Genomic DNA, 13,800 nt, shown 5'->3' with positions numbered 1-13,800 from the left:
CAGATGTACGAAGGTGCCATCCAGGATCTGATCGACGAGCTGGGTCGGCTGCCGGGCGTGGGTCCGAAGAGCGCTCAGCGGATCGCGTTCCACGTCCTGTCGGCGGATCCGGCCGACGTCAACCGGCTGGCCGGCGCGCTGCGCAAGGTCAAGGAGCTGGTGCGGTTCTGCACGACCTGCTACAACGTGGCCGAGTCCGAGCAGTGCCGAATCTGCCGCGACCCGCGTCGCACCGAGGAGGTGCTGTGCGTGGTGGAGGAGCCCAAGGACGTGGTGGCCATCGAGCGGACGGGTGAGTTCCGCGGTCGCTACCACGTGTTGGGTGGCGCGATCAATCCGCTGGAGGGGATCGGCCCGGACAACCTTCGCATCCGTGAGCTGATGATCCGGCTCGGTGGCGGTGGCGTGCGGGAGTTGATCCTGGCCACGGATCCGAACACCGAGGGCGAGGCGACCGCCACCTACCTGGCGTTGATGGTGAAGCCGATGGGCATCTCGGTGACCCGGCTGGCCAGTGGGCTGCCGGTCGGCGGCGATCTGGAGTACGCCGACGAGATCACCCTCGGTCGGGCCTTCGAGGGGCGCCGCGCGGTCTGACCCCCTTGACGTACGGCCGGTGGCCGGCACCCACGCGGGTGCCGGCCACCGCTGCGTCTCTGCCCGGAAATGATCTGACACCTGTGCCCTCATCGGGGCTGTTCGACGTAACAGTTTGGCATCGCGGTTGCTGATTGATCGGTTTTTGCCGCTGTTTACCTACGAATCGAATGTCAAGCGGCGGTTGAGGCACGATCCGATACCAACCGTCCACTCACCGGTTTCCGGGTGGACGCCTCGGGAGCTATGGTCACCGCCATCGGTGACCCCTGTCACCACGTTGTCCGTACCCCCAAGGACGAGGTGAAGCACACATGCGTGCACCCAGGCCGAAGGTCGCGATCGCGGCCATCGCGGTCGCGGCCCTCGCGGTAGCAGGCTGCGCCGAGAGCAACCGCGACGACAAATCCGGTGGTAGCAAGAAGGACACCCTCGTCTTCGGCGTCGCCGGAGACCCGAAGGTGCTCGACCCGAGCTTCGCCAGCGACGGTGAGTCGCTGCGCGTGGCGCGGCAGGTCTTCGAGACCCTGGTCCGACCGGAGGAGGGTGGCACCAAGGTCACCCCCGGCCTGGCCGAGTCCTGGACCCCGGACGCCGCCGGCACCACCTGGACCTTCAAGCTCCGCTCGGGCGTGAAGTTCCACGACGGCACCGACTTCAACGCCGAGGCCGTCTGCGTCAACTTCAACCGCTGGTACAACGCCAAGGGCCTCATGCAGAGCCCGGACGTGACCGCGTACTGGCAGGACGTCATGGGCGGCTTCGCCAAGAACGAGAACGCCGACCTCCCGCCGAGCCTCTTCAAGTCCTGCGCCGCCAAGGACGCCACCACTGTGGACCTGGCCTTCACGCGGGTCTCCAGCAAGATCCCGGCCGCGCTGATGCTCCCCTCGTTCTCCATCCACAGCCCGAAGGCGCTGCAGGAGTTCGACGCGAGCAACGTCGCGGGCACCGCCGAGGACATCAAGTACCCGGCGTACGCGACGGAGCACCCGACCGGCACCGGCCCGTTCAAGTTCAAGGCCTGGGACGTCGCGAACAAGACGCTGACCCTGGAGCGCAACGAGGACTACTCGGGCACCAAGGCCAAGCTGAAGACCCTCATCTTCAAGACGATCTCGGACGAGAACGCCCGCAAGCAGGCGCTGCGCTCCGGTGACATCCAGGGCTACGACCTGGTTGGCCCGGCCGACGTCGACCCGCTGAAGAGCGAGGGCTTCAACGTCCTCACCCGTCCGGCGTTCAACGTGCTCTACCTGGCGATCAACCAGAAGGGCAACCCGAAGCTCGCCGACCTCCGTGTCCGGCAGGCCATCGCGTACGCCCTGAACCGTCAGCAGCTGGTCACCTCCAAGCTGCCGCCGGGCGCCAAGGTCGCCGACAACTTCATGCCGGACACCGTCGAGGGCTGGAACGGTGACGTCACGAAGTACACCTACGACCCGGCCAAGGCGAAGGCGCTGCTGGCCGAGGCCGGCGCGTCGAACCTGACGCTGAAGTTCCACTACCCGACCGAGGTCACCCGGCCGTACATGCCGAACCCGAAGGACATCTTCGAGTTGCTCTCGGCGGACCTGAAGGCCGTTGGCATCACCGTCGAGGCGATCCCGCTGAAGTGGAGCCCGGACTACCTGAACGCCACCACCTCGGGTAGCAAGCACGACATCCACTTCCTGGGCTGGACCGGTGACTACGGCGACGCCTACAACTTCATCGGCACCTTCTTCGACCGGCCGAAGGACGAGTGGGGCTTCAACAACAAGGCCCTGTTCGACCAGTTCAAGGACGCGGACACCACCGCCGACATCGCGGCCCGGACCGAGAAGTACAAGGCCCTGAACAAGTCCGTGATGGACTTCCTGCCCGGTGTGCCGATCTCGCACTCGCCGCCGGCGATCGTGTTCGGCAAGGACGTGACCGGCGTCAAGGCCAGCCCGCTCACCGACGAGCGGTACGCCACCGCCGAGTTCAAGTAAGTCCTGATCTGACGCAGCAAGGAACGCGGGCGGGCGCTGTCGCACAGCGCCCGCCCGCAACCCTCCGCACCCCTTCGAGGCCGCCGTGTTCCGGTTCATCGTCAGGCGCCTGCTTCAGCTGATACCCACGCTGTTCGGGCTCTCCCTCCTGCTCTTCATCTGGCTCCGCCGACTCCCCGGCGGCCCCGAGACCGCCATCCTCGGCGAGCGCGGCACGCCCGAGATGCGTGCCGCCATCCGCCGCAACATGGGGCTCGACGAGCCCATCCTGGTGCAGTACGGCCGTTTCGTACGGCGGCTGATCAAGCTCGACCTGGGCACCTCGACCTCCACCAAGCGGGCGGTCACCACGGAGTTCATCGAGCGCTTCCCCGGCACCGTCGAGCTGACCATCACCGCGATGATCATCGCGATCGGTGTCGGCATCCCGTTGGGCTACCTGGCCGCCCGTCGTCGCGGCCGTTTCCTGGACCACGCGTCCGTGGGCGGCTCGCTGATCGGCATCTGCATCCCGGTCTTCTTCCTGGGCTACGTGCTCAAAGCGATCTTCTCGGAGAACCTGCACTGGTTCCCGTCCAGCGGCCGGCAGGACCCAACGCTCGGAGCGACCCGGGTCACCAACTTCTTCGTCCTGGACGGGTTGATGACCCGTGAGTGGGACGCCGCCGCCGACGCCCTCTGGCATCTGGTGTTGCCCAGCATCGCGTTGGCCAGCATTCCGCTGGCGATTATCGTCCGGATCACCCGGGCGAGCGTGCTGGAGGTGCTGAACGAGGACTTCGTACGGACCGCGGAGGCGAAGGGCCTGACCGAGCAGACGGTTCGTCGCCGGCACGTCCTGCGCAACGCCATGCTGCCGGTGGCCACCTCGATCGGTCTGCTCGCGGGTGGCCTGCTCTCCGGCGCGGTGCTGACCGAGACCGTCTTCGCCTTCAGTGGCATCGGAGCGTTCGTCGCCGAGGCCATCGGCCAACGCGACTATCCGGTGCTGATGGGCTTCATCCTGATCATCGCGGTGGTGTACGTGCTGGTGAACCTCCTGGTCGATCTCTCCTACAGCTTCATCGACCCGAGGGTGAGGGTGCGATGACACTCAGCCCAGGCAAGAAGCGCGAAAAGATCGACCGGCTCTCCGAACTGGCGGCCCGTGACGACGAGCGGGGCGTCAGCCTCTGGCAGGAGGCGTTCCGCCGGCTGCGCGGTAACCCGGCCGCGATCGTCGGCGCGGTCATCCTGGCGCTCTTCGTGCTGGTCGCGGTGGTCGGCCCGTTCCTCGTGCCGTACGCCGCGACGGACACGATCGGCATCCGGGAGGGGCTGATCAAGCCGGGTGTCATTCCCGGCCCGACCGGTGACCACTGGTTCGGTTACGACCACCAGGGCCGTGACGAGTTCAGCCGGATGATCGTGGGTGCCCGGCAGACCCTGCTGGTCGGTGTGGTCTCCACCCTGATCGGTCTGGCGATCGGCGCGCTGATCGGTGGCGTCTCCGGTGCCGCGGCCGGTCTCGGTGGCCGCTGGGGGCGGTGGATCGACACCACCCTGATGCGCTTCATCGACATGCTGCTGGCGATGCCGAGCCTGCTGCTGGCGGTGAGCATCGCCGCCCTGCTCGGAGCCAGCCTGACCACCGTGATGATCGCGGTCGGTGTGGTCTCGGTGCCGGTGTTCGCCCGGCTGCTGCGCGGCTCGATGATCTCCCAGGCCAACAGCGACTACGTGCTGGCGGCGACCTCGCTCGGCGTGAAGAAGTCGAAGATCGCGCTGACCCACGTGGTGCCCAACTCGCTCGCCCCGGTGATCGTGCAGGCCACGCTGACCCTGGCCACCGCGATCATCGAGGCGGCGGCGCTCTCCTTCCTCGGCCTCGGTAACCCGGACACGGCCGTACCGGAGTGGGGCGTCATGCTCGCCGACGCGCAGCAGTACCTCGGCATCCGGCCGTCGCTGGCGATCTACCCGGCGGTCGCGATCATCATCACCGCGCTCGGCTTCACCCTGCTGGGTGAGGCGATGCGCGAGGCCCTCGACCCGAAGCTGCGGAAGTAGGCCCGCAATGGCACTGCTCGAAGTTGAAGATCTCGCCGTCACGTTCGCCCGCCGCGGTCAGCGCGCCGTGCACGCGGTCGACGGGGTGTCCTTCTCGGTCGACGCCGGGGAGGTGGTCGGCCTGGTCGGCGAGTCCGGCTGCGGCAAGAGCGTCACCTCGCTCGCGATCATGGGTCTGCTGCCCAAGCAGCCCGGCCTGCGGGTCGGCGGCAAGGCCGTCTTCGACGGCACCGACCTGCTCCAGCTCGACGACCGGTCGCGGCGGGACATCCGGGGTCGGGACATCGCGATGATCTTCCAGGATCCGCTCTCCTCGTTGAACCCGGTGATCCCGATCGGCTTGCAGGTGACCGAGGTGCTCACCCGGCACCGGGGGATGAAGGGCGAGACCGCGGCGAAGGAGGCGGCGGCGCTGCTGGACCGGGTCGGCATCCCCGACCCGAAGCGGCGGCTCAAGGAGTACCCGCACCAGCTCTCCGGAGGGATGCGCCAGCGTGCGCTCATCGCGATGGCGGTGGCCTGCCAGCCCCGGCTGCTGATCGCCGACGAGCCGACCACCGCGCTGGACGTCACCATCCAGGCCCAGATCCTGGAGCTGCTCAAGGAACTGGTCCGGGACTCCGGCACCGCGCTGCTGATGATCACGCACGATCTGGGCGTGGTGGCCGGCATGTGCGACACCGTCAACGTGCTCTACGGCGGTCGGGTGGTGGAGACGGCCCGCCGTCGTCCGCTGTTCCGTCAGCCGCGTCACCCGTACACCGTGGGTCTGCTCGGCTCGGTGCCGCGCCTGGACGCCGGGCGGGGCGAGAAGCTCAACCCGATTCCCGGCTCGGTCCGCGACCTGCTGCCGTGGCCGGACGGTTGCGCCTTCGCCCCGCGGTGCGCCCGACGGGTCGACGAGTGCGTGGGCGAGCCGCCCGAGTTGGTGCACGCGCACGACGGACGGAGCTACCGGTGCGTCAACCCGGAGCCGCTGCCGGGCATGGTGCCCGCCCCGCGCGAGGAGGAACGAGCGTGAGCGAGAACGACATCCTCGTCGAGGTGCGTGACCTGAAGGTGCACTTCCCGATCAAGCGGGGGGTGCTCTTCGACCGGGTGGTCGGCCAGGTGAAGGCCGTCGACGGGGTCGACCTGAGCATCGCCCGGGGCAAGACGTACGGCCTGGTGGGCGAGTCCGGCTGCGGCAAGTCGACGTTGGGCCGGGCGCTGCTCCAGCTCACCCCGCCGACCGCCGGCGAGGTCAGCTTCGACGGCGTCGAGCTGACCACGCTGCCGTCCGGCAAGCTGCGCAGCATGCGTCGCCGGATGCAGATGATCTTCCAGGATCCGATGTCCAGCCTCGACCCCCGGCAGAACGTCGAGTCGATCCTGACCGAGGGCCTGCAGACCCACGGGATCGGCACCGACCGCACCGACCGTCGACGGATCATCGGCGAGACGCTGGACGCGGTGGGGCTGCCGCGCTGGGCGCTGTCCCGCTACCCGCACGAGTTCTCCGGCGGGCAGCGGCAGCGCATCGGTATCGCCCGCGCGCTGGTGCTCGGGCCGGAGTTGATCGTCGCCGACGAGCCGGTCTCGGCGCTCGACGTGTCGATCCAGGCCCAGGTGGTCAACCTGCTGGACGAACTCCAGGACAGCCTGGGGTTGACCTACCTGGTGATCGCGCACGACCTGGCTGTGGTTCGGCACATCTCCGACACCGTCGGCGTCATGTACCTGGGGGCGCTGGTCGAGGAGGCGCCGAGCGACCGGCTCTACAACGAGCCGCTGCACCCGTACACGCGCGCGCTGATGTCCGCGGTGCCGGTGCCGGACCCGGACGTGGAGGACCGCCGGGAGCGGATCCTGCTCGCCGGTGACCTGCCGTCGCCGGCCAACCCGCCGTCCGGCTGCCGCTTCCACACCCGCTGCCCGTGGGCGCAGCCCACCCGCTGCGCCGACGAGCGACCGGTGCTGCGGGACATCGGGGTCAGCCGGGTGGCCTGCCACTTCGCCGAGCAGATCGCCAGCGGCGAGTTGCGCCCGCACGGGGTCAGCGCGCAGGTCGTCCGGCCCGAGGGCGAGGGGGACGCGCCGGGCGTGGTCTCCGCGCCCACCGAGCCCGGCTCGTACGTCTGAGACTGGACGCGGTGCCGGCGGTTGTCAGCCCTCGGGGCGGTTCAGCAGCCCCACCGCGACGCCGTGCACCGCGTCCAGCCCGGCCGGGTCGGCCAGCGTGACCGACGTGCCGGTCACCGCGTACCACTCGTCCGCGTCCTTGTACTGCACCCGCAGGGTGACCTTGCCGTCGGCGTACTCGGTGCGCAGCGTCAGGTCACCCGTGACGACGCCGACCTCGTCGGTCATCACACCGCCGGGGCCGGGCACGATGTCGGTGGTGCGGCTCTGTGGGCCGGCCGCGCCCCCCGAATCCGCGACCATGCCGGCACCGGGCACGGCGGCGGGGGTCTCGGCGGTGCCGTCCGCGGTCATGCCGGCGGCGGACGGGCCGCTCTCCCCGGCGGCGGTCACGAATCGCTCCCCACTGAACAGCCCTCCAACATGTCGGTCAGGGCGGCCTTCTCGGCGGTGGTCACCGTCAGCCGCCAGTAGTGCTTGACCGTCACCCAGTCCTGGGCATATTTGCACCAGTAAGACCGGTTTGCCGGCTTCCACTGCGACGGGTCCTGGTCACCCTTTGCCCGGTTCGACGAGGCGGAAACCGCGAAGAGCTGCGGACGGGTGGTGTCGTTGGCGAAATCGCCGCGCTTCGCGTTGTCCCACTCGTCGGCACCCGAGCGCCACGCGTTGGCCAACGGCACCATGTGGTCGATGTCCACGTCGGAGGGATCCGAGAAGCTGCGACCGTCGTACACGCTCTCCCAGCGCCCACCGACCACGTTGCAGCCGGACAGCTTCACGTCCTTGCCGTCGCGCTGGAGGATGCTGTCCCGGACATCGCAGTTCTTGCCGGTGTCCCGCCAGTGCGGGAAACGCTCCCGGCTGTAACCCTTCATCGAGCCGGCGGTAGCGACGGTGAGCTGGCTCAACTGCTCCGCGGCGTTGCCGCCGTCGCTCGGCGGCGGTGCGGTCGGCTCATCCTGCGGGACGCAACCGGCCACGCCGAGCGCCAGCGCCGCGGCAAGCGCGGCCACCGCCGCTCGCGGTCCTGATCTGGTACGCACAGACGACACCTCTCCAGCTTGGGGGCTCCCGGCGATTGCGCACAGTACCCGGGCAGGGTTTCGGCGTTTCGTGGCGTCTCCCACATGATGCAAGGCAGATTGGTGGGATGACCGCACCCGTACCGGCGTCCGCCCTCCGGATGGGCACCACCGCCGGCCGGGGCACGCTGCTCGCCGCCGTACTCGCCTCTGGCATGGTCTTCCTCGACAGCACCGTCGTCAACGTGGCGCTGCCGAAACTCGGGCAGGACCTCGGCGCGAACGTGGCCGATCTCCAGTGGACCATCAACGGCTATCTGCTGATGCTGGCGGCGTTCGTGCTGCTCGGAGGCGCACTCGGGGACCGCTTCGGCCGGCGACGCGTCTTCCTCATCGGCGTGGTCTGGTTCACCGCCGCCTCCGTGCTCTGCGGGCTGGCCCAGGGCACCGGCATGCTGATCGCGGCCCGGTTCCTCCAGGGCGCCGGTGGCGCGCTGCTCACGCCCGGGTCGCTGTCGGTGCTCCAGGCGAGCTTCCACCCGGACGACCGGGGCCGGGCGATCGGCGCCTGGGCCGGGCTGTCCGGGGTGTCCACCGCGCTGGGACCGTTCATCGGGGGCTGGCTGATCGACACGCTCTCCTGGCGCTGGATCTTCTTCCTCAACCTGCCGATCGCCGTGCTGGTGCTGCTGGCCGCCCTGCGCTGGGTGCCGGAGAGCCGGGACGAGAGCGCCTCCCGCACCCAGGGGCGGGGTCCGACCCGACGGCGGTTCGACGTCGCCGGAGCCCTGCTCGGAGCGCTCGCGCTCGCCGGCGTCACCTACGCCCTGATCGACGCGCCGGCCCGCGGGTTCGACTCCGCCGAGGTGCTGATCGCGGCGGTGGTCGGGGTGCTCTCCGCGGTGGCCTTCGTCCTGCTGGAACGGCGGCGTGGCGACGCCGCGATGCTGCCCACCGGGCTGTTCGGCAGCCGACTCTTCTCGGTGCTGAACCTCTTCACAGTGGTCGTCTACGCGGCCCTCGGCGGCTTCACCTTCTTCTTCGCCGTCTACCTGCAGAACGTGGTCGGGTGGTCGGCCTTCCGCACCGGCATCGCGCTGCTGCCGATGACCCTGCTGCTGTTGGTCGGCTCCGCGCGCGCCGGTGCGTTGTCGGCGCGGATCGGCCCACGGCTGCCGCTCGCCATCGGACCGGTGATCGCCGCGGTCGGTCTGCTGCTGCTGCGCGGCGTCGGACCGGGCGCGTCGTACTGGCGGGACGTGCTGCCCGGGGTACTGCTCTTCGGCATCGGGCTGACCCTGGTGGTGGCACCGCTGACCGCGTCGGTGCTGGCCGCCGTGCAGGACCGGTTCTCCGGGGTGGCCAGCGGCTTCAACAACGCCGCGTCCCGGGCCGGCGGCCTGCTCGCGGTGGCGGCGCTGCCGCTGCTGGTCGGGCTCTCCGGCGGCGGGTACGAGCAGAAGGCCGAGCTGACCGACGCGTTCCGGGGCGCGATGGAGTGGTGTGCCGGGCTGCTCGTGGCCGGCGCGCTGCTGGCCCTGGTGCTCGTCCACCGACCGCCCCGGAAAGCCCCGCCGTCCCAGCCCTGCCATTCGCTGCCCGCCGCGACACCCCCGAAGTAGGGATCCACCTCGGGGGTGTCGCGGGTAGGTCAGCGGCGGGCGCGGTTGACGGCGCTGGTGACCGCCTTGATCGACGCGGTGACGATGTTGGCGTCGGTGCCGACACCCCAGACCGTCTTCCCGTCCACCTCACACTCCACGTACGCGGCCGCCTGCGCGTCACCACCGGAGGAGAGCGCGTGCTCGTGGTAGTCGAGAACCCGTACGCCCACCCCGACCGACTGGAGCGCGTTCACGTACGCGTCGATCGGGCCGTTGCCGACCGCGGTGAGGGACCGCTGCTCGCCGCCCACACCGACCTGGGCCTCGATCTCGACCTTGCCGTCCGCCGTGCCGATCGTGTAGCCGGCCAGCCGGACCGCCGGGTCGGGCTGGTGGTCGAGCAGGTAGTGCGTCGCGAAGATCTCCCACATGGCGGCCGGGTCGACCTCGCCGCCGTCGTGGTCGGTGACCTGCTGCACCACCCCGGAGAACTCGATCTGGAGCCGGCGCGGCAGGTCCAGCTGGTGCTCGCTCTTCATGATGTACGCGACGCCGCCCTTGCCGGACTGCGAGTTGACCCGGATGACCGCCTCGTAGGTGCGGCCCAGGTCCTTCGGGTCGATCGGCAGGTACGGCACCGCCCAGGTGTGCTCGTCCACCGGTACGCCGGCCGCCTTCGCCTCGGCGGTGAGGGCGTCGAAGCCTTTCTTGATGGCGTCCTGGTGGGAGCCGGAGAAGGCGGTGTAGACCAGGTCGCCCGCGTACGGGTGGCGCTCGTGCACCGGCAGCTGGTTGCAGTACTCGACGGCTCGCCGGATCTCGTCGATGTTCGAGAAGTCGATCATCGGGTCGATGCCCTGGGAGAAGATGTTGAGCCCCAGGGTCACCAGGTCGACGTTGCCGGTGCGCTCACCGTTGCCGAACAGGCAGCCCTCGATGCGGTCGGCTCCGGCGAGCAGGCCCAGCTCGGCGGCGGCCACGCCGGTGCCCCGGTCGTTGTGCGGGTGCAGGCTCAGCACCACGCTGTCCCGGCGCGGCAGGTGCCGGTGCATCCACTCGATCGAGTCGGCGTACACGTTGGGGGTGGCCATCTCGACGGTGGCCGGCAGGTTGATGATCAGCGGCCGGTCCGGGGTCGGGTCGATCACGTCGATCACCCGGGAGCAGACCTCCAGCGCGTACTCCAGCTCGGTGCCCGTGTAGGACTCCGGCGAGTACTCGTAGAAGATCTCCGTGTCCGGCGTGTGGATCTCCGCGTACTTCTGGCAGAGCCGCGCGCCGGTGGTGGCGATGTCGGCGATGCCGTCCTTGTCCAGGCCGAAGACCACCCGCCGCTGGAGGGTGGAGGTCGAGTTGTAGAAGTGCACGATGGCCCGCTTCGCGCCGCGCAGCGACTCGAACGTCCGGTCGATCAGGTGCTCCCGGCACTGCGTGAGCACCTGGATGGTGACGTCGTCCGGGATCATGTCGTCGTCGATGAGCTGCCGGACGAAGTCGAAGTCGGTCTGGCTGGCCGACGGGAAGCCGACCTCGATCTCCTTGTAGCCCATCTGGACCAGCAGCTGGAACATCCGGCGCTTGCGCTCTGGCGACATCGGGTCGATCAGGGCCTGGTTGCCGTCGCGGAGATCCACGGCGCACCAGCGGGGGGCGGCCTCGACGGTGCGGGTGGGCCAGGTGCGGTCCGGCAGCTCGACCCGGAACTGCTCCCGGTACGGCTGGTAGCGGTGGTACGGCATCCGGCTGGGGCGCTGCCGGGCGATGGGATCGGCGTCGGGATCGGTCTCGGCGTCGGTGACAGGTTGAGCCATCTCAGAGTGCTCCCTGGAACATGTGGCGTCAGCAGATCGGAAGGTGTCGGCGGGTGCCGGGCGACGGTGCGCGGCGGTGCCGAGAAGAAACTCGGATGTGCTGGACGGCGCGATGCGACTCCGCGACGAGGTGCCGGCCGGTCAGGCCTCGTCGCGGCGGCTAAGGAGAAGAAGCGCCCGCCACATGACCAGGTCACCCTACGTGATGGAACGGGGGGTGGAAAGACAGGTCCGGACTATGGGACCGGGGTCATGGCCGGCGCTGCGGCCTCGGCACCCAGCCGTGGCGTCCGTTGCGCCCAGGCCACCACGGGCACGATAGCTACCGCTACCAGCACGAAGATCGCTGCTATCGGTAACCAACCCCACCCGCCGATGGTCACCCCGAGCGCGGTCAGCCCGGCCGGGGCGATCAGGTACTGCACCTGCGAGCCGAGCTCGAACGCCCCCACGTACGCGCCGCGCTGACCGGCCGGCGGCAGGGTGGCGGTGAGCCCCCAGCTGCCCGCCGACTCGATCAGCTCGGCCAGGATCAGCACCGTGGCGGCGGCCACCAGCACCACCACGGTGAGCGCGCCCCGGGTCAGCCCGGAGATCGGCAGGACCAGACAGAACAGGGCGATCAGCAGTCCGCCCCGGCGGGAGGCACGTGCCGCGCCCGCCGCGGTGTCGGCGCCCCGGCTCACGCGGACCTGGAGCAGCACGATGAGGACCGTGTTGAGCAGCACCAGCCCGGCGATCACAGTCTTCGGGGCGTCGGTGTGGGTGAGGATCCAGAGCGGCATGACCGTCAGGTAGAGCGCCTGGTGCGCGGTGAGCAGCCCGGACAGCAGGGACACCGTCATGAACGGGCGGTCCCGCAGCACGGCGAGTCGACTCATCGGTTCCACCGGCCGGGCCACCTGCGACAGCCGGGGCAGTCGCCGCACGAACAGGGCCGTAACCAGGAAGACAGTCGAGATGAACCAGACCATCCCCCGGTACGCCGTGATCGTGTCCACCGCCAGCACCAGGCCGCTGATCACCGCGCCGAGCCCGAAGCCGACGTTCAGCGACGAGCGCTGGTACGCCATCGCGGTGACCCGTTCGGCCGGGGGGAGCGCGTTGATCGAGTAGACCTGCCGGGCCACGCCGACAGCGGCGTCCACGCCGGCCAGCGCCACCACCACGGCGAGGAAACCGGCGAAGCCGCCGACGAACGGGTACGTCGCGAAGAGCGCCGCGTTCAGCACCAGCCCGACCACCCAGACCCGCTGCGGTCCGTACCGGTCGGTGAGCCCGCCCAGCGGCACCGTGCCCAGCAGCGACACCCCCGCCGCGATGGAAAGCCCCAGCCCCACCTGGGCGGCGCTGAGCCCCAGCGCCCGGGTGAAGAAGACGGCGCTGCCGGCGTGGAACAACCCGCTGCCAACGGCGTAGACCATGGCCTGCACGGCCAGGGCGCGAGTCAGCCCGGCCGGCGGTACGACGTCTCGAACGGCGGTACGGATGGTTTCTCTGGTCCCCATGTCCGGGGAGTGAAGCGGGTCCCCATCACCTCGGTCGAGTCTTTTAGGCTGGACCGAATCCTGCTTGTGGGGGGCGCGTGTCCGAGTTGCGGTTCAGCCTGGCCGACGTGGCGGGAGTACGGCTCGCCGTGTCACCGGCCAACGAGACGGTCATGAGCATGTGGGCGCTGGCCAACCCGGTCCGCTACGCGGTGCACCTGCCCTGGATCGACCGGGCCCGGGTGACGTTGCGTCGTCCCGAGGTGGCCGACCGGGTCCGACCGCTGGTGGGGTTGGTCGTGCCGGGTCGCTGGCTGCCCGACTTCCTCACCCCCGCGGCGCGACCGAACGTGGAGATGGCCGAGCAGCTCGACCAGATTGCCGCGACGCCGCCGGCCGTGGTGGTCCAGGACCTGCTGTCGACCACCTGGCAAAAACCGCTGAGCCCGTTCGGGCGGGCCCTGCTCGCCGACCCCGGCGGGCTGCTGCCGCTGGTCGTCGACGCGGTGCGGGTCTGGTACGACGAGGCGATCGCCCCGGACTGGCCGCGGATGCGGGCGCTGCTCGACGCCGACGTGGCGTACCGGGCCGCGCAGCTCGCCGAGAGCGGCGCCGGTCGGTTCTTCGAGCAGCTCCACCCGAGCCTGCGCTGGCACGGCGACCGGGTGATCAGCGACGACACGTTCGAGCGGGACTTCGACCTCCGTGGGCGTGGGCTGGCGCTGAACCCGACGGTGTTCACCGAGCAGCACGTGCTGTGGAACCTGCTGGAGGATTCGCTGCCGGCCGGCGCGTACCCGGTCCGTGCCGTCGGCACGCTCTGGGAGGCGACCACGCCGTCGCCCGGCGACCCACTGGCACGGGTGATCGGCCCGGGGCGAGCCGCGCTGCTGCACCGGCTCGACACGGCGACCACCACCACCGACCTGGCTCGACTCACCGGGATGTCCGCCGGAAACGTCTCCCAGCACCTGGCCGCCCTGCACGCCGCCGGCCTGGTCGACCGGTCTCGACAGGGTCGGCACGTCCTGTACCGCAACACCGAGGCCGCGACGGTCCTTCTTCGCGCGAGCCGCGGCGAGTAAGACCGGCGAGTTCGCGCGAGCCGCGGCGAGTAGGGCCGGGGAGCG

At 69.9% G+C, this 13,800-nt stretch carries 12 protein-coding genes; 8 read left to right on the top strand and 4 right to left on the bottom strand.

Annotated features, from left to right (window positions below; all coding sequences use genetic code 11):
- Positions 1–3: 3 nt before the first annotated feature.
- From recR to ACFYL6_RS22020, 6 genes are all read left to right on the top strand, one after another.
- Positions 4–597 (top strand): recombination mediator RecR, encoded by a 594-nt coding sequence (gene recR / locus ACFYL6_RS22045; RefSeq protein WP_238657997.1) that lies wholly within the window; start codon positions 4–6, stop codon positions 595–597.
- A gap of 314 nt (positions 598–911) precedes the next feature.
- Positions 912–2,573: an ABC transporter substrate-binding protein gene (locus ACFYL6_RS22040; protein WP_387173746.1), complete on the top strand. Its 1,662-nt coding sequence runs from the start codon at positions 912–914 to the stop codon at positions 2,571–2,573.
- 85 nt (positions 2,574–2,658) lie between these two features.
- A complete protein-coding gene (locus ACFYL6_RS22035; RefSeq protein ID WP_145778530.1) occupies positions 2,659–3,663 on the top strand; it encodes an ABC transporter permease in 1,005 nt (334 codons plus the stop codon).
- Positions 3,660–4,622, top strand: coding sequence for an ABC transporter permease (locus ACFYL6_RS22030; RefSeq protein WP_238657999.1), 963 nt, complete (start codon positions 3,660–3,662; stop codon positions 4,620–4,622). The genes ACFYL6_RS22035 and ACFYL6_RS22030 overlap by 4 nt, the downstream gene beginning before the upstream one ends.
- Before the next feature lie 7 nt (positions 4,623–4,629).
- The gene (locus tag ACFYL6_RS22025) at positions 4,630–5,643 is read left to right on the top strand and encodes an ABC transporter ATP-binding protein (RefSeq protein WP_387173743.1); all 1,014 of its coding nucleotides are present in this window, start codon (positions 4,630–4,632) and stop codon (positions 5,641–5,643) included.
- Positions 5,640–6,743 carry an ABC transporter ATP-binding protein gene (locus ACFYL6_RS22020; protein WP_387173741.1) on the top strand — a complete coding sequence of 368 codons (1,104 nt, stop codon included), beginning with the start codon at positions 5,640–5,642 and terminating at the stop codon, positions 6,741–6,743. Before ACFYL6_RS22025 ends, ACFYL6_RS22020 begins: the two co-directional genes overlap by 4 nt.
- 24 nt (positions 6,744–6,767) lie before the next feature.
- On the opposite strand, the gene ACFYL6_RS22015 is transcribed toward ACFYL6_RS22020, so the two are convergent.
- The gene (locus ACFYL6_RS22015) at positions 6,768–7,157 is read right to left on the bottom strand and encodes a hypothetical protein (RefSeq protein WP_387173827.1); all 390 of its coding nucleotides are present in this window, start codon (positions 7,155–7,157) and stop codon (positions 6,768–6,770) included.
- Positions 7,133–7,789: an HNH endonuclease family protein gene (locus tag ACFYL6_RS22010; protein ID WP_238658003.1), complete on the bottom strand. Its 657-nt coding sequence runs from the start codon at positions 7,787–7,789 to the stop codon at positions 7,133–7,135. The genes ACFYL6_RS22015 and ACFYL6_RS22010 overlap by 25 nt, the downstream gene beginning before the upstream one ends.
- A 107-nt stretch (positions 7,790–7,896) precedes the next feature.
- Here ACFYL6_RS22010 and ACFYL6_RS22005 point away from each other — a divergent pair, with 107 nt between their 5' ends.
- Positions 7,897–9,390, top strand: a complete 1,494-nt coding sequence (locus tag ACFYL6_RS22005) for an MFS transporter (RefSeq protein ID WP_387173739.1) — start codon at positions 7,897–7,899, stop codon at positions 9,388–9,390.
- Between the two features lie 29 nt (positions 9,391–9,419).
- Here the strand turns inward: ACFYL6_RS22005 and leuA are convergent, their stop codons facing one another.
- Both leuA and ACFYL6_RS21995 read right to left on the bottom strand, forming a co-directional pair.
- Positions 9,420–11,183, bottom strand: coding sequence for a 2-isopropylmalate synthase (leuA, locus tag ACFYL6_RS22000; protein ID WP_387173737.1), 1,764 nt, complete (start codon positions 11,181–11,183; stop codon positions 9,420–9,422).
- A gap of 236 nt (positions 11,184–11,419) precedes the next feature.
- On the bottom strand, positions 11,420–12,691 hold the full coding sequence (locus tag ACFYL6_RS21995) for an MFS transporter (protein ID WP_387173735.1): 1,272 nt from the start codon (positions 12,689–12,691) through the stop codon (positions 11,420–11,422).
- Positions 12,692–12,768: 77 nt separating this feature from the next.
- Between ACFYL6_RS21995 and ACFYL6_RS21990 the strand changes: the two genes are divergently transcribed.
- Positions 12,769–13,755, top strand: a complete 987-nt coding sequence (locus ACFYL6_RS21990; RefSeq protein WP_387173733.1) for an ArsR family transcriptional regulator — start codon at positions 12,769–12,771, stop codon at positions 13,753–13,755.
- The last annotated feature ends 45 nt before the right edge of the window (positions 13,756–13,800 follow it).

The sequence above is a fragment of the Micromonospora sp. NPDC007208 genome, assembly GCF_042869175.1.
In the GTDB taxonomy this organism is placed as follows: domain Bacteria; phylum Actinomycetota; class Actinomycetes; order Mycobacteriales; family Micromonosporaceae; genus Micromonospora; species Micromonospora foliorum.
This window is presented reverse-complemented; position numbering and strand designations above follow the sequence as displayed.

Excerpts from the sequence above, each read along its gene's own strand:
- recR (WP_238657997.1), top strand. The coding sequence starts at position 4 with ATGTACGAAGGTGCCATCCAGGATCTGATCGACGAGCTGGGTCGGCTG.
- ACFYL6_RS22040 (WP_387173746.1), top strand. The coding sequence starts at position 912 with ATGCGTGCACCCAGGCCGAAGGTCGCGATCGCGGCCATCGCGGTCGCG.
- ACFYL6_RS22030 (WP_238657999.1), top strand. The coding sequence starts at position 3,660 with ATGACACTCAGCCCAGGCAAGAAGCGCGAAAAGATCGACCGGCTCTCC.
- ACFYL6_RS22025 (WP_387173743.1), top strand. The coding sequence starts at position 4,630 with ATGGCACTGCTCGAAGTTGAAGATCTCGCCGTCACGTTCGCCCGCCGC.
- ACFYL6_RS22005 (WP_387173739.1), top strand. The coding sequence starts at position 7,897 with ATGACCGCACCCGTACCGGCGTCCGCCCTCCGGATGGGCACCACCGCC.
- leuA (WP_387173737.1), bottom strand. The coding sequence starts at position 11,183 with ATGGCTCAACCTGTCACCGACGCCGAGACCGATCCCGACGCCGATCCC.
- ACFYL6_RS21995 (WP_387173735.1), bottom strand. The coding sequence starts at position 12,691 with ATGGGGACCAGAGAAACCATCCGTACCGCCGTTCGAGACGTCGTACCG.